The 26,728-nt window shown below is 70.0% G+C and carries 23 protein-coding genes; 12 read left to right on the forward strand and 11 right to left on the reverse strand.

What is annotated here, in order from left to right:
* Nucleotides 1–11: 11 nt before the first annotated feature.
* Nucleotides 12–1,475, reverse strand: a complete 1,464-nt coding sequence (locus B4K29_RS16005; protein WP_019287108.1) for a hypothetical protein — start codon at nt 1,473–1,475, stop codon at nt 12–14.
* Between the two features lie 117 nt (nt 1,476–1,592).
* On the opposite strand from B4K29_RS16005, the gene B4K29_RS16010 reads away from it, so the two are divergent.
* From B4K29_RS16010 to B4K29_RS16025, 4 genes are all read left to right on the forward strand, one after another.
* On the forward strand, nt 1,593–3,413 hold the full coding sequence (locus B4K29_RS16010; RefSeq protein WP_286968118.1) for a hypothetical protein: 1,821 nt from the start codon (nt 1,593–1,595) through the stop codon (nt 3,411–3,413).
* Between the two features lie 326 nt (nt 3,414–3,739).
* On the forward strand, nt 3,740–4,363 hold the full coding sequence (locus B4K29_RS16015; RefSeq protein WP_286968119.1) for a hypothetical protein: 624 nt from the start codon (nt 3,740–3,742) through the stop codon (nt 4,361–4,363).
* A gap of 637 nt (nt 4,364–5,000) precedes the next feature.
* Nucleotides 5,001–5,618 carry a hypothetical protein gene (locus B4K29_RS16020; RefSeq protein ID WP_286968120.1) on the forward strand — a complete coding sequence of 206 codons (618 nt, stop codon included), beginning with the start codon at nt 5,001–5,003 and terminating at the stop codon, nt 5,616–5,618.
* A 225-nt stretch (nt 5,619–5,843) separates the two neighbouring features.
* On the forward strand, nt 5,844–6,275 hold the full coding sequence (locus B4K29_RS16025; RefSeq protein ID WP_286959759.1) for a PIN domain-containing protein: 432 nt from the start codon (nt 5,844–5,846) through the stop codon (nt 6,273–6,275).
* A 155-nt stretch (nt 6,276–6,430) separates the two neighbouring features.
* Here the strand turns inward: B4K29_RS16025 and xylB are convergent, their stop codons facing one another.
* From xylB to B4K29_RS16040, 3 genes are all read right to left on the reverse strand, one after another.
* Nucleotides 6,431–7,861, reverse strand: a complete 1,431-nt coding sequence (gene xylB / locus B4K29_RS16030; RefSeq protein WP_286968121.1) for a xylulokinase — start codon at nt 7,859–7,861, stop codon at nt 6,431–6,433.
* 75 nt (nt 7,862–7,936) lie between these two features.
* Nucleotides 7,937–9,691 (reverse strand): DUF6398 domain-containing protein, encoded by a 1,755-nt coding sequence (locus B4K29_RS16035; protein ID WP_286968122.1) that lies wholly within the window; start codon nt 9,689–9,691, stop codon nt 7,937–7,939.
* Nucleotides 9,692–9,730: 39 nt separating this feature from the next.
* Nucleotides 9,731–10,222: a MerR family transcriptional regulator gene (locus B4K29_RS16040; RefSeq protein ID WP_286968123.1), complete on the reverse strand. Its 492-nt coding sequence runs from the start codon at nt 10,220–10,222 to the stop codon at nt 9,731–9,733.
* Between the two features lie 28 nt (nt 10,223–10,250).
* Here B4K29_RS16040 and B4K29_RS16045 point away from each other — a divergent pair, with 28 nt between their 5' ends.
* Complete coding sequence (locus B4K29_RS16045) at nt 10,251–11,120, forward strand: NAD(P)/FAD-dependent oxidoreductase (RefSeq protein WP_286968124.1); 870 nt, start codon at nt 10,251–10,253, stop codon at nt 11,118–11,120.
* Nucleotides 11,121–11,240: 120 nt separating this feature from the next.
* On the opposite strand, the gene B4K29_RS16050 is transcribed toward B4K29_RS16045, so the two are convergent.
* The gene (locus B4K29_RS16050) at nt 11,241–12,089 is read right to left on the reverse strand and encodes a siderophore-interacting protein (RefSeq protein WP_286968125.1); all 849 of its coding nucleotides are present in this window, start codon (nt 12,087–12,089) and stop codon (nt 11,241–11,243) included.
* 1,004 nt (nt 12,090–13,093) lie between these two features.
* On the opposite strand from B4K29_RS16050, the gene B4K29_RS16055 reads away from it, so the two are divergent.
* Nucleotides 13,094–13,429: a helix-turn-helix domain-containing protein gene (locus B4K29_RS16055; RefSeq protein ID WP_286968126.1), complete on the forward strand. Its 336-nt coding sequence runs from the start codon at nt 13,094–13,096 to the stop codon at nt 13,427–13,429.
* 241 nt (nt 13,430–13,670) lie between these two features.
* On the forward strand, nt 13,671–14,426 hold the full coding sequence (locus B4K29_RS16060; RefSeq protein ID WP_286968127.1) for a hypothetical protein: 756 nt from the start codon (nt 13,671–13,673) through the stop codon (nt 14,424–14,426).
* Nucleotides 14,427–14,475: 49 nt separating this feature from the next.
* On the opposite strand, the gene B4K29_RS16065 is transcribed toward B4K29_RS16060, so the two are convergent.
* The 4 genes from B4K29_RS16065 to nrdR all read right to left on the reverse strand — a co-directional run bounded on the left by B4K29_RS16065 (nt 14,476) and on the right by nrdR (nt 20,637).
* Complete coding sequence (locus B4K29_RS16065) at nt 14,476–15,126, reverse strand: hypothetical protein (protein WP_286968128.1); 651 nt, start codon at nt 15,124–15,126, stop codon at nt 14,476–14,478.
* Nucleotides 15,123–16,703 carry a nucleotidyltransferase domain-containing protein gene (locus B4K29_RS16070; protein ID WP_286968129.1) on the reverse strand — a complete coding sequence of 527 codons (1,581 nt, stop codon included), beginning with the start codon at nt 16,701–16,703 and terminating at the stop codon, nt 15,123–15,125. The genes B4K29_RS16065 and B4K29_RS16070 overlap by 4 nt, the downstream gene beginning before the upstream one ends.
* 329 nt (nt 16,704–17,032) lie before the next feature.
* A complete protein-coding gene (locus tag B4K29_RS16075) occupies nt 17,033–19,975 on the reverse strand; it encodes a vitamin B12-dependent ribonucleotide reductase (RefSeq protein WP_286968130.1) in 2,943 nt (980 codons plus the stop codon).
* A gap of 158 nt (nt 19,976–20,133) precedes the next feature.
* The gene (nrdR, locus tag B4K29_RS16080; RefSeq protein ID WP_286960864.1) at nt 20,134–20,637 is read right to left on the reverse strand and encodes a transcriptional regulator NrdR; all 504 of its coding nucleotides are present in this window, start codon (nt 20,635–20,637) and stop codon (nt 20,134–20,136) included.
* Nucleotides 20,638–20,956: 319 nt separating this feature from the next.
* Here nrdR and B4K29_RS16085 point away from each other — a divergent pair, with 319 nt between their 5' ends.
* From B4K29_RS16085 to B4K29_RS16100, 4 genes are all read left to right on the forward strand, one after another.
* Complete coding sequence (locus B4K29_RS16085; protein ID WP_156911335.1) at nt 20,957–21,115, forward strand: hypothetical protein; 159 nt, start codon at nt 20,957–20,959, stop codon at nt 21,113–21,115.
* Nucleotides 21,116–21,184: 69 nt separating this feature from the next.
* Nucleotides 21,185–21,826 (forward strand): DUF6318 family protein, encoded by a 642-nt coding sequence (locus tag B4K29_RS16090; RefSeq protein WP_286968131.1) that lies wholly within the window; start codon nt 21,185–21,187, stop codon nt 21,824–21,826.
* A gap of 266 nt (nt 21,827–22,092) precedes the next feature.
* Nucleotides 22,093–22,710 carry a PKD domain-containing protein gene (locus tag B4K29_RS16095; RefSeq protein WP_286968132.1) on the forward strand — a complete coding sequence of 206 codons (618 nt, stop codon included), beginning with the start codon at nt 22,093–22,095 and terminating at the stop codon, nt 22,708–22,710.
* Between the two features lie 106 nt (nt 22,711–22,816).
* Nucleotides 22,817–23,488: a TetR/AcrR family transcriptional regulator gene (locus B4K29_RS16100; RefSeq protein WP_286968133.1), complete on the forward strand. Its 672-nt coding sequence runs from the start codon at nt 22,817–22,819 to the stop codon at nt 23,486–23,488.
* A 282-nt stretch (nt 23,489–23,770) separates the two neighbouring features.
* Here the strand turns inward: B4K29_RS16100 and B4K29_RS16105 are convergent, their stop codons facing one another.
* Nucleotides 23,771–24,166 carry a LysM peptidoglycan-binding domain-containing protein gene (locus B4K29_RS16105; protein WP_029211681.1) on the reverse strand — a complete coding sequence of 132 codons (396 nt, stop codon included), beginning with the start codon at nt 24,164–24,166 and terminating at the stop codon, nt 23,771–23,773.
* Nucleotides 24,167–24,422: 256 nt separating this feature from the next.
* Between B4K29_RS16105 and lexA the strand changes: the two genes are divergently transcribed.
* A complete protein-coding gene (gene lexA, locus B4K29_RS16110; RefSeq protein WP_286968134.1) occupies nt 24,423–25,121 on the forward strand; it encodes a transcriptional repressor LexA in 699 nt (232 codons plus the stop codon).
* Between the two features lie 60 nt (nt 25,122–25,181).
* Here lexA and B4K29_RS16115 read toward each other — a convergent pair whose 3' ends face one another.
* A complete protein-coding gene (locus B4K29_RS16115) occupies nt 25,182–26,636 on the reverse strand; it encodes an alpha/beta hydrolase family protein (RefSeq protein ID WP_286960871.1) in 1,455 nt (484 codons plus the stop codon).
* Nucleotides 26,637–26,728 lie beyond the last annotated feature (92 nt).

Consider the following 26,728-nt stretch of genomic DNA (forward strand, 5'->3'; position numbering starts at 1 on the left):
AAACGGCAGGATCAGCCGACCTCGCCAGCCCGACGTAGGGCGATCGAGGCCCACAGGCCGAGGGCGTAGACACCCCGCGGGTTCCCCGTCCACCCCGTGCCGGCGCGGTCGACCAGCCCGAGGTACTCGGCCATCGCGACGGCTCGGTCGACGACCCGCGCCCGTCCTGCACTCCCTGGTTCTCCGGCCCGCCAGAGCCCCGACCAGCCCCCGAGGAAGTCGGTCAGCTCCTCACGGGTCACGGGCCGCTGCAGCGCCCAGGCCACCTGGCAGGCATAGATCCACACCGCCTCCTGAGCGCCGATCAGGTCCACGTCGCGGTGGGCGGCGATGGTCTCGACGGTCGCGATGAGAGCCGAGGCACCGGGGTTCGCGTCGCCCCTGGGACCAGCGCCTGGCAGGAGCCGGCGTTCTTGCAGCGCGACGAGGTCCATCACGACCGCCGTCGCAAACAGGCGCTCCAGAGCAGCACAGTCCGCTGCGCTGCGCCAGGCATAGGTGCCGTCGGCGCTCTCACCTCCAGGTCGCGCGTCCAGCCCCAGCGCCTCCCACAGGTGGGCGGCGTCGGCACGCTTCAGATTTCCCGTCGCGGTGAGCTGCACCTCGCCCGCCTCCCGGACCCAGGCGACGAAGCGCGCGAGGTCCTGCAGGAAGGGGATCGTGTCCCAGGCGTCGTCGAACACGTCGGGGGTGACGTCGGGGGCGTCGGCGTCGAGCTGCGCGTGCACCGCGACCATGCCCAGCAGGGCCAACGCGTCGCCGGCGGCGTGGTCCAGGTAGTCCGCCAGCGGTCGCGAGTCCGGGCCGACCACGGCCGGCACCTCCCCGGGGCGGACGATCTCGTGGGCGATGTCGGCGACCAGCTCCTCGAGACCGTCGTCCTCCGGGCCGAGGCCGTCACCCCCACCGACGGTGCCGAGATCGGGGATCGTCGGGAGCGACATACCTCCCCCTGGCAGCGGCATCAGGGCCCGCCGCTCGTCGTCCGGGAGGGCGTTCCACTGCTCCATGATCTCGGACAGACGCGTCTGGACCTCGTCCAGGTCAGCCGCCCCCAGCAGCGAGATGCCCCGGCTCTCACCGAAGTCCATCAAGACCTTGTTCTGGCCCCAGGTGGTCCGGTCACCGCCGTGCTCCTGGACGTAGGACGCCCCCTGGCGCGCCTCCTTGGCCAGCAGCTTGGCCTCCCCCGAGCCGTGCGACAGCCGACCGGTGCTCCGCAAGAACCGCACGAAGGTCTCCACGGTCTGCGCGGCGGTCTCGACGTCCGGCGCGGCCACCGGCCCGTGCGACAACCATGCCTGCTCGTAGGTCTCTCTCACGGACCCGCCCGGCCACTGCGTCGCCGCCAGATCCTGCCTCATCTGGCGCAGCCCGAGCAGGGTCTCGAGGTGGTTCTCGTCGTAGGCACGCTTCTGCTTGCCGGCCCACGTCCGCAGGGCTGCCATCAGGTCGTCGAGATCGGTCGGCTCCATGGACAAGACCCTAGAACAGGCCACCTTGTCCACAGGCTGTCGCGTTCCGGACGGCCGGCGTGCCCCACCTGTGGATGACGGGCCGGCCCGGGGATGGACGGGCGGCAGGCTGGCCGTATGCCGACCTCAACTCACCCCTACGTGCGATGGCTCGCGGACAAGACGACCGACGAGCTCAAGGACCTCATGACCGTGCGCCTGACGTCGTTGCGCCGCAACGGCTACGGACCGATCAGCCCGCGTGACCTCACCCAGCTCGCGACCATGCTGGGCGACCCGGACAACGTGCTCCCGGACGTTCGGCGCATGGCCACTCCCTATCTCCACCTCCTGCGGGTGATGGCCGACCGCGGGGGGTCGATCCCCGAGGCCGACGCGGTGGACGTCCTTCGGGGCGCCCCCGAGGACGTGGCGACGATGGTGGGCGCCGCGGTCGCGTGCGGCTACGTGGGCCGTGCCGATGGCTGGCTGCACCTGTGCCCGGGCCTGGACGAGAGCATCCGTCGGACTACGTCCGCGCCTCCGCCAGACGGCGTCTCGCTCGAGGGGCCGACGCCGCCGCTGTGGCCCGTCGATCAGGGAGCCATCGATGATGCGGCCGCCACGGCCTTGCGTCGGTTCGTCATACGACTGCTGGCTGTCTGGGAGCTCATCGCGCGCGAACCGGTGCCCACGACCACCTGGAGCGAGGTGGGCCGCAGGCAGATCAGCCGCCTCGCCCGCGTCACGGGCTCCACGACCGACGAGGTTCGTATGGCGTTGCGCGCCGGCCTCACGCTGGGAGTGATCACGTCCGACCCCCAGGGAGTGGCCCCCGGGCCGCGGTGGGACGCCACGCTGCTGATCGACCCCTCCGAGATCGTCCTGGACGTCATCTGCTCATGGGGTCTGTCGGGCGCGCACTGGACCCAGGAGCGCAGCCGCCGCTGGGAGCTCCTGCCATCCCTGACGAGCACCCTCCACGACTGCGGGCTCTGCTGCCAGGCCCGCGCCGAGCTGCTGTCCCTCCTGGCAGACATGCCCGAGGGGTACGCCACCTCACCGGTCTTCGCCCAGGCGTGCGCGCACTGGCGGTCGCCGTTGGCGCATCACTGGCACGGGGACGACGAGGTCGTCTGCGATCTCGCGGTCACCAGCACGGTGGACCCTGACGCGCGGCTGGAGCCCGCCTGGCAGGAGTCGCAGCTGCTCGGGCTGCACGCCCTCGGCGGCACGTCGAGCCTCGGCCGCGCCTACCTCGGCGAGCAGGCCGGCGAGGAAGCCATGGTGGCGGTGCTGGAGGACTGGCTGCACGGCCAGAGCTGGGGCCATCGGTGGCACGCCGACCCGGTGATGGCGGACCCGGACCGGTGTCCCCCTGTGCTGGCGCGGATCTTCGGCACCGAGACGCTGGACACCCTGCAGGGGCCAGGACAGGACTCCGAGCTGGACACGGCGGACGACGCGGTCGAGGCCGGGTGGGGAGACTGGGAGCGCCGGGAGCACGAGGCCGCGCTCGAGATGGGCGAGTTCCACCTCCATGCCGCCGCCGAGGAGATCACTGGTCGCGTGGTCGCTGACGACCTGGGCGCGTGGGGCGACACCCCCGACGTCGTGCGACGGGTCAACACCCGTCTCAGCGACGAGGAGGTGCAGCTGCTGTGCACGGCCCTGCGCGGTCCGGAGCGCCTCTACCACCTCGACATCCGCTACCGCACGGACCAGGACGGGATCACCGACCGTCGCGTCAGCTTCTGCATCGGCGGCTACTGCGACGGCCGGATGAAGGCCTACGACCACACCCGTGACATGGCCATGTACTACTTCTTCTCCCAGATCCACGCCGTCTCTCGGGTCCCGGCCGATGAGTACGCCGCGCTCGACGAGCGGTTCGACGTCGACCGGATGGACGTCAGCGACGACGATCCCGCCGAGGAGATCCATCTCGCGAGCAGCTGACCGGGGCGCAGGGCACCCCGGTCAGCCGGGTCCGCTGGTGGACGCTCAGGACTCGAGGCGCTCCACCGTGCCGAGGAGCAGCAGGTAGGACAGGGCTCCGAGGGCCGACAGCACGGCGACGTAGAGCCGCGCGGACGTGACGACGGTCTCGGTGACCAGATCCCCGATGATCAGCGGCGTCGCGATCGACTGGGCATGCCGTCTCCCGCACGCTCGGCCAACCGGCGAACGGCTGAGGCGACTTCGGCGGAATCCCCCTCCGCCCGCCCGTCCACCGGGCAGAGTGATCCGTGACGGCCGAGGGGCCGTCCTTCAGGGGGAAGCACATGCACCGCATCACCATCGTCGGGATCGCCGCGCTCGCGGTCGCCGGCTGCAGCTCGACGCCGACGCCCGCCGCGCAGGCACCAACGCCGGTCAAGACCGTGACGGTGACGGCCAGCCCCGTGGCCTCCACAGGCCCAGCCAGTGCGGTTGTGCCGTCGCCCGCCGGCAACGCGGGATCCGCCACCCCAAAGGCCACGAAGGCTCTGGACCCGAGGACCGTCGTCAAGACGAAGCGCCCGACGGTCCAGGTGGTCTGCGGTCCCGAGAACGACCAGATCAGGACGCCGGAGGTTCGCGGGATCACCTACGACCAGCAGATGGAGTGGTCCGGATCCGAGGCCATGGTCACCGCACGCGCGAAGTCCGGGTACCGCATCGCCGACGGCTACAAGACCCGGTGGACATTCACCGACAAGGCCACCCGATGCGGGACGCCGACACCGACCAAGCCGACGCAGGAGTGCCGTGTCTACGACTCCACCGGTGTATGCCGCACCCCGGAGGAGCAGGCCGAGCACGAGGCCTGGATCAACGACCAGGTCGAGGAGGCCGATCGCATCGCCAAGGAGCACGCATGCCCAGACGGGCTCTACTGGTACGAGGACGACCAGGCATGTCGATGAGATCCCGACGCTGGGCGACTTGCGCCGCGGCGGTGGCGTTCACGATGTCCGCGTGCAGCGCCGTGACGAACACGCCGTCGCCAGCCGCTCCGACCCCCTCAACCGTCACCGTGACCGTCACTCCCAGCATCACCGCCTCGGCAACGGCAATGCCTTCCGCAACCTCCCCCTTGGCGACACCGACCCCAGCCAGCCGGGTGATCACCCGTGTGGCTCCCACGCCGACGCGGGCGCCGAAGGCCCGACCCCAGTCGAGGCGATCGAGGTCGCAATGCCCCGCCACGTGGCCGGGCGAGGTTTGCCGCCAGTGGGCACTGGGCAACCTTTCCCGCGCCAGGGCCGAGTCGAAGGCCAAGGCCAACCTTGAGAAGCTCAAGTCTGAGGGCGTCAGTCCGGGCTTCCTCGACGCCTACGAGAACGGCGAGAACTTCGTCACCTGCCCTGATGGTACGCAGACCCAGGACGAGTGCCCTTGACCAGTGACCACCGCGAGCTTCCCCTCGGGCGATGGCCGCGCCGGTTCCGTGAATCCGTAGCTCGGTGCGCGGCGTGTTGCTGACTCGGGCTCGCTAGGCGAGCGGTGTCCGACGTGGCCTTTATGGTGGAGTGACCAGCGACCAGGAAGGCTGTGGTCCCGATGACGCGCGAGTTCGACATCCGGCTTGTCGGTCATGACGCCGCCGACGGCACCCTGCTCGCAGGCGACGCCGTGGCGATCATCGACGCCTTCAAAGACGTCACGTACCGGCTGACCCGGGCCGTCGCCGAGCGACCTGGTCTGGGCAGGGCAGCGGCCGAGCTGGAGAGGCTGGCTTCGGTGCGGGTGGCCTTGCGCCCAGGGAGCACACGGGTCGTGTTCACCGTGGGCGACGACGCTGCGCTCGACATCGACCCCTTGGCCGCCAAGGTCGACGAGACCTTCTGGGACATCGTCGACGGCATGGCGCACGATCGTCGTCCGCCGGCGATCTCGGACTCGGTGGCGGCGGCGGTGGACGATCTGATCGTCGCGCTCGGCAAGGCTGCTCGCACGGTGGAGGTGTCCGTGCCCGGAGTCGGCTCCCAGACGCTCGAAGCGGGTGCTGTCAGCCGGGTGCCCTGGCAGCGCCGGACGTCGTTGCCGGGTGAGGCCACCATGCACGGGTGCTGGAGATGGTGGATGCTCGCACCGGTCACTTCCGGGTCCGTGATGGCGCTCACAACGCCATCGAGCTCCTTGACGTGCCGGAGCCGGAGGCTGCCGCCACCCTGGTGACCCAGAGGGTCACCGTCGTGGGTCCGTTCATCGGGGGCGAGGGGACTCGCCGACCCCGCATGGAAGGCCCCCGCGTCAGCAGGGCTCGCGACATCGGCGAGCTCCTGGGGATGACGGCTCCACCCGTCTCCCTGCGTGTCGCCATCGCCGCTAGCGAGGCGGTGCCCGCCGCAGAACCGTTGGACCTGACCGACGACGAGCTGGATGACTTCTTGGCGGCGATACGTGCTTGAGGGAGTCGTGCTCCTTGACACCGATGCGTTCAGCAAGGTGGTGATGACGGCGCGCGACCGCGAACCGCAGGTCGCAGACTGGCGGCGTCGTCTCACCGGGCGCACGATCGTGATAGCAGCCCAGACCGAGGGTGAGCTGCGGTTCGGTGCGTTGTCCGCCAGGTGGGGACCGGCCCGCCTCGCCGGGCTGGCGGCTCCGCTCGCCCGTCATGCGACGGCACCGGTCACGACCGAGGTCGTCAAGGCGTTCGCCGAGGTTCGGGCCGCCTGCCGGGCTGCCGGTCACCCCCTCGCAGACAAGCTGCACATGGGCGATGCCTGGGTCGCGGCCACCGCCATCGCGCACGACCTCCCGCTGCTCGCGGGGGATCGCATCTATCGCGACGTGCCCGGTCTGCGACTGCTTGAGGTCACCAGTCGCTGACACCCCGGCCTCGTCGACCATGAAGTCACAGACCCCAACGACGCGGGCCACGAATTGGCCGTCGTCATCGGTGGCGGCGGAGGGCACGGGGCGGCACGCCATACATCGCCGTGAACGCCCGGCTGAAGTGAGCCGCGTCGACCAGGCCGCGCGACTCACGTGGACCAGGGGCGCACCTCGCGATAGCGCGCGAGCACCTGCGGCCGCGGATCGGCCGGGACGCACTCGGTGCGCAGGGAGGAGGACCAGTCCGGCGGCTCCGGCGTACCCGTCAGCACCCAGGCGGCCTGCCGGGCGGCGCCACGCGCGACGTACTCCCCCGAGTCGGGGATGGTCACGGAGACCCCGAGGACCTGCGGGGCGAGCACCTGCACCGCGCGGGAGCGGCTCCCACCCCCGACGAGGGTGACGTCGTCGACCACGACGCCCTGGGCGCGGATCGCGTCGAGCCCCTCGGCGAGCAGGCACAGCACGCCCTCGACGGCAGCGCGGGCCACGTGCTGGGGCGTCATCGTCGCGAGGGTGAGGCCGTGCAGGCTCCCGGTCGCACCAGGGAGGTTGGGGGTTCGCTCGCCCTCGAGGTACGGCACGAGCACCAGGCCGTCGGCGCCGCTGTCGCCCTCAAGCGCCAGCTCGCTGAGCTGGTCGTGCGTGACGCCGAGCAGCCGGGCCGTGGCGTCGAGGACCCGGCTCGCGTTGAGCGTGCAGGCCAGCGGCAGCCAGGCCCCTGCCGCGTCGGCGAAGCCCGCGACCAGACCCGTCGCGTCGTGGGTGGGGGTGGCCGACACCGCCGCGACCACCCCCGAGGTGCCGACGGAGACGCTGGTGTGGCCGGCCGACAGCCCCAGCCCGAGCGCGGCGGCGGCATTGTCGCCGCAGCCAGGACCCACGACCAGGTCTCGCGGCGAGCGCCCTCGCACGCGTCCCACCTGCTCGCTTGGCCCGGCCACCCGCGGCAGCTGGATGTCGGTCAGTCGGTCCCGGGTGGCGAGCGCCAGCAGCTCGCGCCGGTAGTCGCCGGTCCCCACGTCGAGGTAGCCCGTCCCGGACGCGTCGGACCGGTCTGTCACCAGGTCGTCGAGGGAGCCGGCGCCCCGAAGGCGCCACGTCAGCCAGTCGTGCGGCAGCGCGACGACCGCGACGCGTCTCGCGTGCTCGGGCTCGTGATCGACGAGCCAGCGCAGCTTGGCCACCGTGAACGACGCCAGCGGGACGCTGCCGGTCGCCTCCGCCCAGGCCCTCCTGCCGGCGCTCGGGTCACCGCCACCGAGGTCGGCGACGAGCTGGTCGGCGGCTTCGGCCGACCGGGTGTCGTGCCACAGCAGAGCAGGCCGTATGACGTCACCACCCTCGTCGAGCGCCACCATCCCGTGCTGCTGGCCCGCCACCGACACAGCCGCCACGTCGTCGAGCCCGCCCGCCCGGTCGACCGCAGCCTCGTAGGCCGTCCACCAGTGCCGCGGGTCCACCTCGGTCGCGTCCGGGTGCGGCGCCGAGCCACGACGCACCTCCTCACCGGTGTCAGCGTCGCAGACGACCACCTTGCAGGACTGGGTGGACGTGTCGACGCCGGCAACGAGAGGCATGCCGGACACTCTCCCATCCCGACGCCCGCCCCCGGCCCCTCCGATCGCTTCGCCTCTCGCCAAGGACTGCGCGGATCAGCCTCGCCGTGCCGCCTCGCGCTCCTCCACCAGCTCGGCCCGCTCCTCGGCCACGAGCCACGACGGGTCGACGTTCTCCAAGGATCCATAGCTCCACTCGGATCGATAGATGCCCAGCACGCCCAGGAGGGTCGTCGCGCGTTGGCTGACGCTCCCGGACGCGATGCCGCACGCCTCCATCAGGTCGCCCATCGTGACGGGGCCGTACGGACTGGTCAGTTCGTTGACGTTCGCCACGATCCAGGCGATGGCGCCGGCGGCCGTGTCGACCCGGCCCCGCATCAGCACCCGGTGGTCGGTCCGCGCGATCGCCGCCAGGACACGACGGCAGGCCGTGCGCGCCTCCACCCCGTCGAAGAGATCCTCCATGACGGTGTCCAGCACGGCGGCGATCGCGGTGACGCGGTCACGCGCGGCCTCCGGGACGCCGGTGAGGTCCAGGGGCTCGTCGGGCAGCGGCTCGGTGTCCAGGGCGTCGAGCACGTCGCGGCCCCCGACGACGGAGGCCAGCGAGTCGAGGAGGTAGCCCTCCATGCCGGACTCGGTGATCGCGGTGGCCTCGCGCATCTGACGGCGGCGCTCGCGAGCCTCGGGCGTCGTCATACGGCTGCCGTAGAAACGCTCCGCGGCGTCGATCGCCGCGATGACGCGCTCCTCCTGACCATCGGGCCACGAACGCACCCGCGCCGCATGCCTCGTCATGATCCTGAGGGCCTCCGGCACCAGCGGCCAGACCTCGTCGGTCAGCGGCAGGTATGGCGCGACCGACTCCAGGATCCCCACGACGGCCGCCTCGGACAGGTCGAGCGGGTCGCCTCCGTGCGCCAAGGGCCCCGTCACCATCACCCAGATGGCGTCGTACAGCTCCGGGTCGTCGTCGGGCAGGTCCATCCCCCCGATGATCGCCAGGGCCATGGCCCGCTCGGGCAGGTCGACCTCGTAGAAGATCCCGTCGATGGGGTCGTCCGGACCGAGGTCGAGCGGGGCGCCGTCCAGGGGCAGGGACTGACCGGCCCTGGGGTCGCCACCCTCGGGACAGGTGGCCAGCGACACCTCGAGCAGCGGCTGGCACATGGGCCAGGTGTCGGACACCGGCCCCTCCAGCATCTCGTTGTGGCGCGCGATCGCCAGCTCGAGCCGGGCGCGGACGTCGGCGTGGCTCAGCTCCGTCCACACGGCCTCCTCGGCGCCAGGAGATCGCTCCTGCATCCAGGCCCAGATCTGGTCGATGGTCTGGGGTGCGTAGAACGCGTCCTTGACGATCGTGCCGAGCGAGTAGTCGACGTAGACGAACCACGTCACCACGCCGCCGTCGGGCAGCGACAGCTGCAGGTAGAGGTTCTCGCCCCGATCGCCCGGCGAGGTCATGTGCGCGCCCCGGACGGGCACCTGCTGGGCGAGCGCCTGCAGAGCCGCGGGCAGGGGCTGGGTGCGGCGCATGAGCGCGCGACGGATGGTGACCGACAGCTCGTGGTCCACCATCGGCGCCAGCGCGGCCAGCAGCGCGGTGGTCTCGCGCACGTCGACGCCGACGAAGCTCTCGACCAGGTCCCCGGCGGACCATGCCACGTCGGCCGGGTGGCGCATCGTCCAGGCGATGCCGGAGGCCATCATGGCCACGGCCCAAGGGTCGTCGGAGCGCAGGGCGCGACGGACCTCCGGCAGGAGCGGGAGGTCGTCGACGGGAGGCCGCGCCTTGGCGCGGGGTTGGGGTCGCTGCTGCGGGGTCCTGGGAGGTCGACGTCGAGCCATGCCCCCTACCCTGCCGCATCCCGCGCCGCGGCGTGAGCGTCAGCCGTGGCCAGGCGACGCGGCGTCTGGGCTGCTGGCGCCTGGCGGCCCGTCCAGGGAGATGGCGGCGTCCCAGTCGGATGGCACCGGGCCGCCGTCGATGACGTCGGCCACCAGGGCGGCGAAGCGTGGGCACTGCGCGATGTCGTGCGCGCGGCAGCGCAGGGAGTGCTCGGTCATGACCCTCGACCGCTCGAGCTCGCGGCGCTGCTCGTCCAGGCGTTTCAGGTGCGCCTCCAGCACCTGGTGGCGTCCCGGCGCACCCTCGTCCAGGAGCGCACGGATCTGCGGGAGGGACATGCCGATCAGCTTGTTGCGGGCGATGACGGCGACGCGCACGAGATCGACGCGTACGTAGCGCCGGTAGCCGCTGGCGTCGCGGGCCGGGCTGAGCAGCCCCACGTCCTCCCAGTGGCGCAGGACGTGGGTGGGCACGTCGAACCGCCGAGCCACCTCGCGGATCGGCAGTCCCGCATCGTCACTTGCCTTCATGTCAACCTGAAGGTACACGCTGACGAGCATGACAATGACGACAGACATCGTGATCATCGGCGGCGGCCCGGCCGGGCTGCAGGCCGCCCTCTCGATCGGCCGGGTGCACCGCCAGGCGGTGCTGCTGGACGACGGCACCTATCGCAACGCGCGAGTCACCCACATGCACAACGTGATCGGTCAGGACGGCACTCCCCCGGCCACCTTGCGCGCCGCTGCACGGGCGGAGCTCGCGGCCTATCCCACGGTGGAGGTGCGCGACGTCCGGGCCACCACCGTGACCCCGAGACCGGACGGCACGTATGCCGTGACCCTCGCCGCGGGTGAGGACCTCGTCGCCAGAGCCGTCATCCTGGCCACCGGGGTCCGGGACGAGCTGCCGCAGGTCGACGGCCTGCAGGACCTGTGGGGCGGACGCGCCGCGCAGTGCCCGTTCTGCCACGCGCACGAGTTCGCCGGGGGACGCTTCGGCATCCTCGGGACCGGCCCGGCGGCCCACCTGACCGCGCTGCTGGAACCCGTCGCCGGGTCGCTGGTGCTGCTCCCCCTCGAGGGCGACCCCGCAGGTGCGCCCGTCCGCGCGGTGCGAGACACGGGCGACGGCGTCGACGTCACGCTCGCCGACGGCTCCACCGAGCACGTGGACGTCCTGTTCCTGCGACCGGACCTGCGCCAGGGCGCGCCCTTCGCCGCGCAGCTCGGACTCGCCCGCAACGACTCCGGCGCCATACGCGTCGACGAGCTCCAGCGCACGAGCCTGCCCGGCGTCATGGCCGCGGGCGACCTCGCGCACGTGCCCGCGCTGCCGATGCCCATGCAGTCGGTCGTCATGGCCATGGCGGCCGGTCAGGTCGCGGCGTCAGCAGCGGTGATGTCACTCATCGGCCCGCGCCCCTGAGGACCCCCCTCGCCGACTGGTCACATGTCGACGCCCTTACCCGCCGAAACTGACCAGTCGGCGCCCCCTCCACGCCGACTGGTCCGATCACGACGCCCCATCCTGACCGCGACGCGTCGGTCAGAGGCGGGGCTGGCCGACCTTCCAGAAGCCGCTCGCCATGACGTGACGTCGGTGCACGTCGCGCTCCTTGACGAGGTGACGCCGGCAGGCGGCGACGGTGGCGGCCTCGGCGCACACCCACGCGTAGTCGACGTCGGCCATCCCGCACGCCCGCAGGGCAGGCAGGATCGCAGAGCCGGGCTCGTCGTCACCGCGGAAGACGACGTGCACGCCGGCCGCGTAGGCCTCGTCGTGCAAGAAGTCCTCGCTCGGCACCTCGACGACCGCCGTGAAGCGCCGTCGGTCGTCGTCGGCATACGCGTCGAGGATCGCGAGCTGGCCGGGCAGCCCGGTCTCGTCGGCGATCAGCAGGTGGTGGCCGACGGGCGGAGCGCTGCCGTATGGCGCCGCCTGGATCCGCAGGCCGACCTCGTCCCCCACGCAGACCGACCGGATCCACCGCGATCCCGGGCCGTCGTGGCCGGTGCAGACGATGTCGACGTCGATCTCGGCGCGCTCAGGTCGGTGCGCCCGGATGGTGTACCACCGCAGGTCCGGCCGCAGCTGCTCGGGCATCTTTCCCAGGGCGGTGCGCGGGTTGAGCATGTTCGCCGGCACGTGAAGGTTCCCAGCGGGCTGCGGCATGAACAGCCCAAGGTACTCGTCCGGACCGGTGAGCGTGAGGTCTGCGAGCCCCGGTGCGGCGATGGTGACCCGGCGGAAGGCCGGCGACAGGTGCTCCAGGGCGGTCACCTGAGCCTCGAGCTGGGGATAGAAGTCGCGCCGTGGCGGCATCGCCATGGTCGTGGCGAACGCGGCGGAGTAGGCCGCGATGGTGGTGCGCTCGAGCACGCCGTACTGGCTCATCGCTTGGTCTCCCGACTGAGTTAGGTAACCCTAACCTAGTGGTTCCCCCGTGCTCTTGGCCACCTAGAAGCATCCCCCGGGGGCAGCTAGAGTTCGGCCAAGTGGAGGAGGTCTAGATGTCGCCCACGGCGTCCCAACACGATGCGGCCATCTGGCGCACGTTCACGATCAACGATCTCATCGATTGTGGTCGGTTCCACGAAGTACCCGACGTTCCGACAACCTTCCCAGGCTCGCTCGCCGAGGACGAAAAGATCGTGGCGACCGGCCCATTCGTCTTGCACGAGTTCGTCAGCCTCGGAAACGGTTCGTACACGCATGACTCAGGCTTCTTCTTCGCGTCAGGCCCGTACGGGGCTGCCCTCACGGCGGGGGTCGCGATCGGCAGAGCAGTGGGCAATAACTCGCGCCGCCGTGCGGCCGCAGACGCGGCGACGCCCAGATGGTGCCCCGTAGACGACGGCCTGATCCATGTCTCCGACTCTGGCTTCTACCTCCAGTCTCGGCGAGGCCTCCTGCCATGGGGATGGCCCGCTGTCACGTCAGCTCAACTGATAGGGCCCGGGCAACTGTGGATGTCCGGCAATTCCACCCAGGGACCTGTGCAATGGATTGTGGACAGCGACTGGGCCGAGTTGGTCCTCACATTGTGGGCGCGGGTACAACATCCGAGACACCCTCAGTTCGAGCAGGGCACCTGGGTCCCAGAGGGCTGGGCAGCGCGCATCGCCGCAGGGGGCTACGCCCTGCCGCCGGATCTTTCGGGCCGGTGGGGTCGGCTGATGCTGGGGTCAGGCAACGCTGGGGCATGACGCCCTGCCCCAGGGCAGTTGGTGGGAACCCCACGCACAAGTCCGCTCCGGTCCCGCCAGGGTCTTCCTGGCGGAACCAGAGCGGACTTGGTGGCCCGGAGGCCGGGGCTCAGCTGTCGAGTTGCGTCGAGCGGATGCTCGAGTTGCCCGACGACACTCGTTATCGTTTTGTCGGTCCGTTATCGTTATCGCATGAGCACTCCCCCACCGGGTGGCCGGGCTGTCGCCCAGCTCGCCGAGGACATCGGGCGAGCGCTCTTGCGCTTCGCGGACACGCTACGCGAAGACGCCGAGAACCCCGCGGCGACCCGCCGTCCCGAGGGTCGAGCGCACGGGCGTCTGCAGGAGCGGGTACTGGGGCTCAAGGGTCTGGCCGGGGAACACGGGCTGGCTGCGAGCGAGGTGGCTCAGCAGCTGGAGGTTCCTCAATCCAACGCCACCCGGGCCCTGAACGCGCTCGCCGAGCGTGGCGACCTGCTGGCCGTCCCGGGCGAGCGACCCTCGCGGTGGCGCAAGACCGGATCGTAGGCTCCGGGCGTCCGGCCCGGTCCGTGCCAGCGGCGCAGGCGAACTGTGCGCCGACCTCTGGTGCACACCAAGGGCGGTTTCCCTACGGGTCGTAGGGAAACAAGTCGGCCGGCAAGCGGCTACTCCGGCAGAGCGACTTGCTGCGGCCTGTGGCGCTGGACTTAAGAGCTGATGGCTCGCCCCAGCACATGCTGATGAGCTACGCCGGTGCGGGTCGGTCGAACTCTGCGCGGCTCTCAACATGGTTGAACATCCGGGACCGGCGACTCGAGCTCCACCTGTCCGAACGAGACGTCGCCTCACACCTGCGAGTCAGCACCGCCGTCGTCCGCAGCGTCGAAGCTGGCCGCGTCGATGGGACCTCACCCTTGCCCAGCTCGCCAAGCTCGGCTCCATCCTGGCCCTTGAGCTGGTCGAACTCCTCGACGACCAAGACGCCTCCTCCCCTTGCACCCCGGCCGGCCGCGGCAACGGCGACATCGCGACGGTCGGGTCCCTGTTGGCAGACGTCAAAGTGCTTGTCCCCGTAGAAGCGCTTGCCGATGCCTTGGACTGGGACCTCACGCGTGTCCTCGCGGCCCTGGACGGTCTCGACACGACGCTGCGACCGGCCGGACTGCGCGTTCACCGCCTTCACCACGACGTGCGCATCGCCCGCACCGTGACCACGGTGGACCCGCAGACACTTAAGGCGCTGTGGCACATCCACTTCGCGCGACGGAGTCTGACCATCACCCAGGCTCGCCTGCTCAGGCAGATCCGCGACGGGGACGTCCGGCTCGCCAGCAACATGGAGACTCAGAAGGTGCGCCTGCCAGAGCTGAGTAACGCCGGCCTCATCGTCGCCGCCTCTGCAGAGATTGGGTCCACAGCGAAGTGGGAGCTCACCCCAGACGTGCGGTACAGCCTCATGCTCGACGAGATGCCCACCACGAGGGACGAGGCCGCACCCGCCAACCCGATACCGGCGCATCGCCTCACGCCCGCAAGGCCCTGAGCCTCCCGGTCGCCGCTACGCGCGGCGACCGGGAGCCCATGGTGAGCTCTCAGGTGGTCGACTCTGCCAAGGACGCAGATGCCGACGACCGACCGGGCGCCGCCAGGGCAGCGGGGTGCGCCAACGGCACACCGCGGCGCCGCAACCGCCACCGAAGCAACGCCGGCAGGAACAGCCATCGACGCCAGCCGTACCGGTATCGCAGGACCAAGCACCACATGTCTACGAACTGGTCCACGTCCACCTGCGGCAGCGCTTGGCCATCAGACAGAACCATGCCTGCACCACCCGACGATGGAGGACGTCGCCAGGCGGCCTGAGTCGCCGCGCCGACGTGCGGCCGCAGCTGGCTGGTGATGGCCGCGTACACCTCGCTCATCACGACCGACTCTCCGACCACCCATGCTCGCCGACATGCCAGGGCTTCTTGAGCGTTATGCCCGCGCCCAACCAGTGCCGCGCAGACATCAGGTTCGTCAGAGGTGCGGCGGGCGACGCGGTACGGGAACTCGCCCCACGCCACGAGGGCTGCCGTGCTGTCCGCGTAGCCCTGACGAACGCGCTCGTCACGCTTCGCGCCACGCTCGAACAACTTCGTGACAAGGACGCTCACGACGCCGCTGGTCAGGATGGCCGTGATGATGAGCCAACCCGCACCCTTGCCGTCGTCTCCGACCAGCGCGCGGAGTATGTCGTTCATCGGGACCACTTCTTGAGGGCCTCCCGCATGGCCTGGCTGTTGACGGGCCACACCACGCCGTTCTCCGGGCGTCCGTGCGGAAGTTCTTCTCCGGGCCACTGACCTTCGCGACGGAACACCTCCTCCGACAGCACGTGCAGCCGCACACGCGTCAACAGGTCCCCCAGCCCGTCCTCCCACAGCCACAACAGGGCAGGGTCATCGCCGGCGTACTGCAGGCACAGCATCTCGGGGCCGACATTGTTGCGGTGACGCCAGGTCCGACCGCGCCCACTCAACGGGTACACCAGGACCTTGCGCTCGCGCGTCACGACTACGCGGACTCGCTCCGTCCCGTAACCCTCCGCTGCGGCCTCAGGAACCGGCAGGAGGTCCAGCTCCAGCTTGACCGCGAGACCCTTGCTGAGCTGGCGTCCCTCGACGTTTGCGGCACCCCAGATCACGTTGCCCGAGGTGACGTTGGAGGCCACGCCAGCGGGATCCGCCAGCAGGTCCTCCATCGACACAGACACCTGCACCGGGGGGCGAGTGGAGGCCGGCCGCACGGTGGCAACCTCATTCCCGTCGACGGCGCGCCATGGGCGCGCCGGGCGCGCGTTCCCTGCAGCAGTGGTCAAGAGCCCGCTCGAGGTCACCGCCCCGCCGACCTGACGGATGCTCTTCAGACGCTCGGTGAAGGTCACGTCGGTCTGCGGGAACAAGTCGCCGAAGACGTCCCGCCAGATGTGCACTGCAGCGACAGGATCACCGGCGCTCTCCAGACGCACCGCCTCGACTGCCTTGCGCAGCTTCTCCTTGAAAAACCTCAGGACCTGGGCGCGGTCAGCGCCAGACCACTTGCGGGTGAGGTCGTCCTGGGCGAGTCCGGCGTACGGCCCCGAAAGCTTGTCGACAGCGGCCGTGAAGATGGCGACCATGGCGTCCTGGGGCTGCATGCGCTTGGTCACCGCTTCGTAGGCCAGCGATTCCACCAGCAGCCCGCAGACCAGTTCCTTGACCTTCGGGTCCCGGTCCAGCGAGTGCTTCGCCTGCCGCACCTGGTTCACCCAGACACCGCCACACTGCTGGTTCCGCGCGGAGACCTTGTTGCTCAGCCGGCGGACGTCGGAGCGCTTGGTCCACTCGTCCTTGTCGCGGTCGGCGATGTACAGCCAGCCGTCGTCGGGGTTCTCGGTCTCGAAAGCAGGGACGAGGTCCACCGTGAAGTCGACGCCCGGGATGCTGAGCTGCAACGCGTGGGCGTGCGCCTGCTCAACGTCGAACGCGACGCCAGGGAACAACTTGGAGTCAACGATGGCCTTGCGGAACTCGTTCATAGCCCACTCGGACATGCCGGGCTGGCTGCGCTGGCCGGCGAGACGGTCCGGCAGGACGATGACGATGTCAACGTCCTTGAGCGGGGGCCGCATGGTCTTGCGACCGAACGAGCCCTGGAGAAGGCGGGACTGGCAGAGCCCCGCGTCGTGGAGGCACGTCTCGAGGGTCGCAGCGATAGACCGCGCCTCATCGGTGACCTCGCGGTCAAGCTTGAGCTTCTTGTCGAACGCCTTGAAGGCGTCAAAAACCATGTCAGGCATCAGAATCGTTCCTTTGGTTAGAGATGGTCGTGACACGCCGGTTGGCTGGACGCGAACGACAGGAACGTGATCTGATGTGCGTGGAAAATACGCAGACCAAGTTCTGCCGACGATGCGCCCGGTTCCAGCCGGGCGCATCGCTTTTTTCGCCTACTGCTTCTTCTCTTCAGTTGTTGAACGGCCTTCGCCCCGGAACCCCCATAAGGGGCACGGGGCGACGACTTTGTCGGTGTTATCGCTCCGAGAAGCGATAACGATAAGAACTGTCACTCACGCAACTGCGCGACACTCCGCGCAACTCGTGCGTGACACTTCCGCGCAACTCGTCATCAGCTGCAGCCGGAGGTGCTGCCGCAGCCCTCGCACACGTAGCAGGAGCCGGCGGGACGCATCTTGGTGCCGCAGGTCATGCAGATCGGCGCGTCGGAGGCCATGCCCTGGAGCTTCTCCATCAGCTCGGCGGACGAGTGGATCTCGCGGGACACCTCGCGGGCGTCGGCCGCACCGGCGCCGGACTTCACCTCGGCCGGGCGGGGCGACGAGGAGCCGAAGCGCTCGCCGGCCTCGCGGGCCTTCTCCTGCGGGGTCTTGGAGGTGGCGACGTCCTGCTGGATCTCCTCGTCGTACTCCTCCTCGTCCTCGTCGCTGACGGGCTCGTAGGACCCGGTCTCGAGCTGGCGAGCACGCTCCTCCGCGGAGTAGATGCCCATCATCGAGCGGGTGTCGAAGTCCAGGTAGTCCAGGGCCAGGCGACGGAAGACGTAGTCCATGATCGACTGCGACATCCGCACGTCCGGGTCGTCCGTGAGGCCGGCCGGCTCGAAGCGCTGGTTGGTGAACTTGTCGACGTAGGTCTCGAGCGGGACGCCGTACTGCAGGCCCACCGAGATGGCGATGGAGAACGCGTCCATGACGCCGGCCAGGGTCGAACCCTGCTTGCCGAACTTCAGGAAGAGCTCACCGAGACCACCGTCGGGGTAGGCGCCGGCCGTCAGGTAGCCCTCGGCGCCACCGACCGTGAAGGACGTGGTCTGCGAGGTGCGACGCTTGGGCAGGCGACGGCGGGTGGGGCGGTAGATGACCTTCTCGACGACCTTGGCGTCGCCGGACTCGACCAGCTCGGCGACCTTCTCCTCGACGCGCTCCTCGATCTTCTTCTTGGTCTCCTGCACGGACAGCGGCTGGCCGACCTTGCAGTTGTCGCGGTAGACGGCGAGGGCCTTGAGGCCGAGCTTCCAGCCCTGGAGGTAGACGTCCTCGATCTCCTCGACCGTGGCCGACTCGGGCAGGTTGACCGTCTTGGAGATGGCGCCGGACAGGAACGGCTGGCAGGCCGCCATCATGCGCACGTGGCCCATCGGGGAGATGGCGCGGGCGCCCATGGCGCAGTCGAAGATCTCGTAGTGCTCGGTCTTGAGCCCGGGGGCGTCGACGACGTGGCCGTGCTCGGCGATGTACTCGACGATGGCCTCGATCGACTCGTCCTGGTAGCCGAGCTTCTTGAGGGCACGCGGGATCGTCAGGTTGACGATCTGCATGGAGCCGCCACCGACGAGCTTCTTGAACTTGACCAGCGAGAAGTCGGGCTCGATGCCGGTGGTGTCGCAGTCCATCATGAAGCCGATGGTGCCGGTGGGGGCGAGGACCGAGGCCTGCGCGTTGCGGAAGCCGTTCTTGTCACCAAGGTCCAGGACCTGGTCCCACGCCTGGGTGGCGAGGGCGTGGATGGAGGAGTCCATCTCGTCGAGGGTCTTGACCTGGGCGTTGGCGTCGCGGTGCTGGGCCATGACGCGCTTGTGCGCCTCGGCGTTGCGGGCGTAGCCGGCATACGGCCCCACGACCGCGGCGAGCTCGGCGGAACGCTTGTAGGACGCACCGGTGAGCAGCGAGGTGATCGTGGCGGCGAGCGCGCGGCCGCCGTCGGAGTCGTAGCCGTGACCCGTCGCCATCAGCAGGGCGCCGAGGTTGGCGTAGCCGATGCCGAGCTGGCGGTAGTCGCGGGTGGTCTCGCCGATGGACTCGGTCGGGAAGTCCGCGAAGCAGATGGAGATGTCCATCGCGGTGATGACGAGCTCCGCGACCTTCTGGAAGGTGGCGGCGTCGAAGGTGTCGTCGTCGCGCAGGAACTTCAGCAGGTTGAGCGAGGCCAGGTTGCAGGAGGAGTTGTCCAGCGACATGTACTCCGAGCAGGGGTTGGACGCGGTGATGCGACCGGTCTCGGGGTTGGTGTGCCAGGCGTTGATCGTGTCGTCGTACTGGATGCCCGGGTCGGCGCACTCCCAGGCGGCCTTGGCGACCTTCTTCATCAGGTTGCGGGCGTCGACGCGCTCGATGATCTCGCCGGTCATGCGGGCGCGCAGACCGAAGTCGGTGCCCTCCTCGACGGCCTTCATGAACTCGTCCGAGACGCGGACCGAGTTGTTGGCGTTCTGGTACTGCACGGAGACGATGTCGCGGCCACCGAGGTCCATGTCGAAGCCGGCGTCGCGCAGCGCGCGGATCTTGTCCTCCTCGCGCGCCTTGGTCTCGACGAACTCCTCGATGTCGGGGTGGTCGATGTCGAGGACGACCATCTTGGCCGCGCGGCGGGTGGCGCCGCCGGACTTGATGGTGCCGGCGGACGCGTCGGCGCCGCGCATGAAGGAGACGGGGCCGGAGGCGGTGCCGCCGGAGGACAGCAGCTCCTTGGAGGAGCGGATGCGGGAGAGGTTGAGGCCGGCGCCGGAGCCGCCCTTGAAGATGAACCCCTCCTCCTTGTACCAGTTCAGGATGGAGTCCATCGAGTCGTCGACGGACAGGATGAAGCAGGCGCTGACCTGCTGCGGGCTGGCCGTGCCGACGTTGAACCACACCGGGGAGTTGAAGCTGAACACCTGGTGGACCAGGGCGTAGGTCAGCTCGTGCTCGAAGACCTCGGCGTCCTCGGGCGTGGCGAAGTAGCCGTTGTCCTTGCCGGCCTTGGCGTAGGTCAGGACGACGCGGTCGATGAGCTGCTTGAGGCCCTGCTCGCGCTTGTCCGTGCCCACGGCACCGCGGAAGTACTTGGTCGTGACGATGGTGGAGGCGTTGACCGACCAGAAGTCGGGGAACTCCACGCCACGCTGCTCGAAGATCGTCTCGCCGGTCTTCCAGTTCGTCTGGACGACGTCGCGCTTCTCCCAGTTCACGTCGTCGTAGGGGTGCACGCCGGGCGTGGTGAAGATGCGCTCGATGGTGAGGCCCTTCTTGGCCGACTTGCGTGCTGCGGAGCGAGCGCCGACGGTCTCGGTCATGGTGCTGTGCCTTCCGTTCCCTGTGGATTGCTGGCGGTATGTCGTGCCTCTGGGTCCCCGTCAGGTGGCGCGGCGGGGCGGTGGAGATGTCGTGGTGCGGGGTCCGGTCGTCATACGAGCAGTCTGTGGGCGACCACTGACAGACCCCCGGTGACCTGCTAGGTCGTGCGAGAGGGGCCCGGAGGACCCACCGCGGCGGGCTCCTCGCCCGTGGGCGGGTGCTCCGCCCGGAGGAGGGTGATGGCCGCCTCGAAGTCCTCGAGCGAGTCGAACGCCTGGTAGACGCTCGCGAACCGCAGGTAGGCCACCTCGTCGAGCTCGCGGAGCGGGCCGAGGATGGCGAGGCCGACCTCGTGGGCGTCGATCTCGGCGTGACCCTGCGAGCGGATCGTCTCCTCCACCCGCTGGGCCAGCCTGGCGAGGTCGTCCTCGCTGACCGGGCGCCCCTGGCAGGCCTTGCTCACGCCGTCCTGGATCTTGGAGCGGCTGAACGGCTCGCTGGCGCCGGACCGCTTGATGACGGTCAGGCTCGCGGACTCCACCGTGGTGAAGCGGCGCTGGCAGGCCGGGCACTGACGACGACGACGGATGGCGGAGCCGTCGTCGGTCGTGCGGCTGTCGATGACGCGGCTGTCGGTGTTGCGGCAGAACGGGCAGTGCACGGCTAGGCTCCTCCCCTGATCGGCGGCCGCCTGTGGACGCGGCTGTGGATGGCTTGTTGACAACCTGTGGGTAACCGGCTTCACCCTGGGGACTACATGTGGATGACTTACACCGGTGTAACCACTAGATGTAGTGATCTTATGCCCGTGACGGCCTCGTGATCAAACAAGTCACCCACCTGACGTGTTGTCCCAGGTCACACGGCGTGTTGCACTCATCGTGTCGGTATCGACACTCTGCGTGATGGTGACGAAGGGCCAGACGATCGACGGCCCGACTCCAACATCTGGTGGTGGTCGCACGGTCTAGGCTCGACCCATGGATCGCCGCGCCCTCACCCCGCTCGTCGTCGGCCTGCTCTGCTTCGCGGTCGCCCTGATGATCCGCAGCGGGGGTCTGGTGCGCGGCCTGCTGATGTTCGTGGCGGCCGGGTTCATGGTCTACGCGGTGTCCGTGATGACCCGCGACCGCCGCTGATCCTGAGTTATCCACAGACCCCTGTATGACGGAAGCAGGAGGCGTCGCCGCACGTCTAGGCTCGACGCCATGCGTGGACACGGACGTCTCCTCACCGCCGCCGGGCTGATCGCCGCCGGCGCCCTGGCCGGCTGCTCGGGCGCCGCGGGCACGAGCCAGGGGTCAGCCACCGCCACCCACGAGCTGCCACCGGCCACGCCGGGCACCAGCGCCGCCTCCCCCACGGCGACCTCCTCAGCGAGCACGTCCATCAGCTCCCCCACCACGGCTGCGACGACCGTCACCAGCGCCGCCGCCCCCGCCATCCCCGCAGCCGCCCGCGCACACACTCCAGAGGGCGCCGAGGCGTTCACGCGCTACTTCATCGATCAGGTCAACGTCGCCTGGACGACCCCCAAGACCGGCCTGATCTCAGCCCTCAGCCTCCCCACCTGCAAGTCCTGCGCGAACCTTGAACGCGGCGCCCGCGACCTGGAGACCGCTAAGGCGCGCTACTCAAAGCCGGTCCTGTCAGCCGATGAGGTCGAGTCGAGCCTCGATCCCGCCGGAAAGACAGTCGTGCAGGTATCGGTGGTCGAGACACCCGTCGCCGTGCTTCAGGGCAACAAGACAACACCCCCCGAAGGCACTCCAACGACGGCAAAGCGGGCCTTCCATATCGAGCCCAGTGGGGAAGGCTGGAAAGTCGCAGAGATTCGGGACCTGGTGTGATTGTCAGCCTCGGCGCCTCGCTGCTCCTGCAAGCGAGCCCACCACCACCCAAGCCCCAGTTCACCGGGGGATCGACCAAGACCGGAATCACTGTGAAGGCGACGCTTCGGCCAAACTCTGAGCGACGTACCGTCGCGAAGGGTCCAGTCCCGGGACGTGCGCCAGTTCGTGAGCAGAGCGGCGGAGGCAATTCCTCCCCTAGCCCAAAGCGGGCGGCAACGGGGAACGCCAGAAGTAGCGCAACCACGGCCACGTTCCCGACGTTCATGTTCGAGACGCGGCCGCTGGTCGCCAAGGACGGGCCCGGACAGTGGGAGACCGCTGTGCCGGGGTTCGTGCCGGACCCGGCGGCTCCAGCCGCGCCGGGGCAGGCCCCACCCGCGCCGGGGGCACCGGCGCAGGTCGCCCCACCGCAGCCGGTGCTGACGGAGGCCATGATCGTGCAGGCCTTCCACACCACGCCGTTCGCGAAGCCGATGGCGGAGGTGCAGCCCGTGGGTGGCCGGACCCTCGTGACGCTGCCCACCTATGTCCAGATCGCCTGGGAACCAGCAGGTTTCGAGCCCGGGGAGATCAGCACGGTCGACCTGCTCGGCCACGCCGTGCGCATCCGCCCCGTCGGCCAGAGCTACCTCTACGACTTCGGGGACGGCGGCGCGGTGGGGCCGACGTCCAGCACCGGTGGGCCCTACCCCAGCGGCGACGTGACCTACCCCTACCCCAAGGCCGGCAGGTTCGCGATCAACGTCACGGCGACCTACTCCGGGGAGTACAGCGTGGACGGCGGCGCGTGGATCCCCATTGCCGACACCGTGCAGATCCCCGGCCCGGAGGAGCCCATCGATGTCCGCACCAGCCGCAACGAGCTGATCGACCAGGGGTGACGGATCGATCTTGGGAGCCCGTGGGCGGCAGCACGCTCGTCGCACGGACGCAGCCGGACATCGCGGGGTCTGTGACCATGCCCAGACACGCGGGTAAGGTCGGCCTATGAGCACGGACACGGACCGGGTCCGCCGTGGCCCGGGACGCCCCCGAGGTGGTGACGGCGCCGCGACCCGCGCGCGCATCATCGCGGCAAGCCTCGAGCTCTTTGCCAACCACGGGTTCCGCGCCACAGCGCTGGCGCAGATCGCCAAGGGCGCCGACCTCTCCCCCACCGCGCTGACGCACCACTTCCCCCACAAGGAAGCCCTGCTCGCCGAGGTGCTGGCACTGCGGGACCAGCGCGACCGCGAGGACCTCGATGCCCTCGAGCCGACAGCGCCCACCGGGTGGCAGGTGCTGGAGCGCCTGTGCAGGCTCACCCTGCTCAACAGCACCAGGCCACAGCTGGTCCGGCTCTTCGTCACCGTGACCAGCGAGGCGATGGACCCCGACCACCCGGCCCACGCCTGGACTCAGCGGCACTACGCCGAGGCCCGTCAAGCCATCGTGGACGACCTGGCCGAAGGCATCCGCACGGGCACCGTCGCACCCGAGACCCCCACCGAGCAGGTCGCAAGCTCCGCCCTGGCCATGATGGACGGGCTGCAGACGCAGTGGCTCCTGTTGGGCGGATCACTGGACATGGCCGGCGCCTTCGCCACCTACGTGGCCGCACTCCACCAGACGTACGGGTCCGCGCCGACCGCCTCGCCGGACGCCATCACCACCGACTGACCGAGGCGCGAGGCGCGAGGCACGAGGCACGAGGCAAAGAGGTGCGCCGTGGCGTCACCACCCCCTGATGGTGACCGCCACGACGCAGGTCATGGGCCCCGCCCGCCTGCTGCGACAGGCGACCGCGTCCGCCGGACGGCGATGGGCGCCGAGGGTCTTGCAGCGAGCACGTGCGACGTGCCCGGATGCCCTCTGGCGCAACATCGGTCGGGGCCGTTCGTGAGCGTCAACGTCCCAGCGGACGGATTTGCTCCCGGCGGAAAGGAAGGGAGATCGGCCCGATCAGGACGCCGGCACGACCAGGGTCTGGCCGGTCATGATCTGGTCGTTCTGCAGGTGGTTGGCCTTGACGAGGCGCAGGACGGCGTCGTCCGTGCGGACGCCGGGCATCTCACGGGCCGCGATCTCGGACAGGCTCTGGCCGCCCTCGACGGTCACGACGTGCGCGGCCGTGCCGGCGGGCGCCGCGGTGGCCAGCGACGACCAGGCGGAGAACGCCGCGACGGCGACGAGCACGGCCACGGTGAGGGTCATCGCGAGCCGCCCGCGCCGCGTGAAGCGCAGGCGACGGGGTGCACGGGCCGGGACGGCGTCGCCGGTCGGCACCAGGTGCAGTCGGGGACGGCCGGGCACACGTGCCGGGGCGATGGTGTCGTCCCACGCAACAGCTGCACTCATTGGGTCCTCCTTCTCGACGAGCCGGGGTGGCTCGCTCATCCGTTCGATAGAACGCTTGTACGAAAGTACAGCATCCCCGGGGCTGATGTGAAGACTCGCGTCGAACGAGTGTTTGAAACACGCCTTCGACCCCGGTAGCCTTGGTGGCCACGGGAGACACTCAACCAGGCACCACTGACACACCCCCCGCCCCGAGTGTCTCCACCGCACAGCACTGCAGGTCAGGGGCCCTGCCGGCATCGAGGGAGCGAGCACGATGGCCAAGGTCACCAACCTGCCGGAGCGCGACGGCGGGCAGCGCCTCACCGTCCGCCAGCGCAAGATCCTGGAGTTCATCCGCGACACGGTCGAGCGCCGGGGCTACCCGCCGAGCATCCGCGAGATCGGCGACGCCGTGGGTCTCGCCAGCGTCAGCAGCGTCTCGCACCAGCTGCAGACCCTCGAGCGCAAGGGCATGCTGCGCCGCGACCCCAACCGCCCCCGAGCCATCGAGGTCGTCTCCCCGGACTGGGCTCCCGAGGCGTTCCACACCGACGCCGACGACAGCACCGACGTGACGGGTGCGCGCGACCAGCGGCCGCAGGCGTCATACGTGCCGGTCCTCGGTCGGATCGCCGCCGGTGTCCCGATCACGGCGGAGGAGGTCGTCGAGGACGTCTTCCCGCTCCCCCGCCAGGTCGTGGGCGAGGGCCAGCTGTTCCTGCTCAAGGTGGTCGGCGACTCCATGGTCGACGCCGCCATCTGCGACGGCGACTGGGTCGTCGTGCGCCAGCAGCCCGACGCCGACAACGGCGACATCGTCGCCGCGATGATCGACGGCGAGGCCACGGTCAAGACCTTCAAGCGCAAGCTCGGTCACCCGTGGCTGCTCCCGCACAACCCGGCCTTCGAGCCGATCGACGGCAAGCAGGCGACGATCCTCGGCAAGGTCACGGCGGTGCTGCGCTCCGTCTGAGCGCGCAACCGTCGGACCTCGCCGAGGGTGTCGAGGGCGTCGAGGATCAGGTCACCGGCGTCAGCGACGCGGGCCGTAGGGGTCGCGGTCGGCCCGGTCGTTGACGAACGCGCCCGGTCGATAGCTCACGAAGGCTGCGCCGGCCAGGTTCGCCGCCTCGGCGACCCGCTGCAGCGACCGAGGCCTCACGGCGCCGGTCCATCGACCGGTGTCGAGGCGTTCCTGCATCGCCTGCACCGCGGCGACGTTCTCGGCAGGCGTGAACGTGCAGTGCCCCGTGCGCTGCACGTAGGCCTGGCGCAGCAGCGCGCCGGAGCCGGCTCGCTTCACCTTCGTCGCGTACTCGCTCGTGTACTCCACCGGCGCAGCGGGGTCCGCCACCGTGTGCATCGTCAGCACCGGCACGCGCAGCCGTCCGGTCGGGGCCGACGTGCGCTTCAGCCAGGTCACCGCCGCGGGATCGGCCGTCACGTCGGCGTCGCTGGTGATCTGCCGCAGGTCCTGCTTGAGGTCGAGGCCCGCCGAGCGATAGAGCCGGGCCACGTTGCCCGCCTGGTCGCTGCGGCGCAGGAGCCGGGCATAGTCGACCCCCTTGTTCCACCCGCTGTCCCCGCCCGAGACCTCCTGGATGTCGACGCGTCGCGTCATCATCATCGTCAGCGACCCGATCAGGTAGGTGTACTGCGCCTGCTCGATCGCCACGGCGTCACGCGCCTTGGGCGGGGTCGCACCCGTCGCCCACGTCGGCATGTTCATCAGGGATGCGGCGAGCGCGATCCGGGCGCGTCCCTGCGGGGTGGCCTGAGCCGCCTTGACGGCGTCGACCAGCCGCTGGGCGCTGGCCGCCGCCTCCTCCACGGACGCGAACTTCGTGAGCCGCACGTCCTCGCCGGGCAGCAGCAGGGAGGCGACGGCCTGCTGCCCGTCGAGCTGGTAGTTGTTGAGGTTGAGCCCGCCACCGAGCAGTCCGCAGGTGCTGATCGCCGCGTCGACGTCAGCGTCGCGACGCTCCGCCAGCAGGCTGCTCACCAGCCCTCCCATGGACCGGCCGAAGGCCAGCGTGCGACGCGGCTCGCCGATGCGCGCCTTGAACTCGGCGAGCACGCCCAGCTGGTCGTCGACGGCGCTGCCGAGCGCCCATCCGGTCCGGGCGTATGACGACTGCGCCACGGCATACCCGCGTGCCTGCAGGGCCGCCGAGGTGGGGGCGAACCCGGCGTCCACGGTGGGGTTGACCGCGCCGGTGCGGAACCCGTGGCTGAACAGGATGACGTCGCCGTTCCAGCCGGCCGGGACCGCGATGTCCCAGGTGGAGCCGTCGGGCAGGGTGCCCTGCTCGTGACGCGGCTCGGTGGCACGGGGCTCGGTGGCGCGGGGCTCGGTGCTGCGAGGCTGGGTGCTGCGGGGCGACCCGGCGGCGACCGCGGGTGCCACGGGGACGGCCAGGGCGCCGACGGCAGCCAGGGCAGCCGCGACGGTCGTGACTCGGGAGGGGCGGAGGGTGCGCGAGGACATGTCGACTCCTGGGGGGTGGGTCCGCGACGTCAGCGTCGCATGACAGGAATCCTGTGTACATGCGTCAGCGCGCGGGCGAAACCCCACTTCCG

Origin of the sequence: Arsenicicoccus sp. UBA6765, from assembly GCF_002453335.1 — a bacterium.
Lineage (GTDB): Bacteria > Actinomycetota > Actinomycetes > Actinomycetales > Dermatophilaceae > Arsenicicoccus > Arsenicicoccus bolidensis.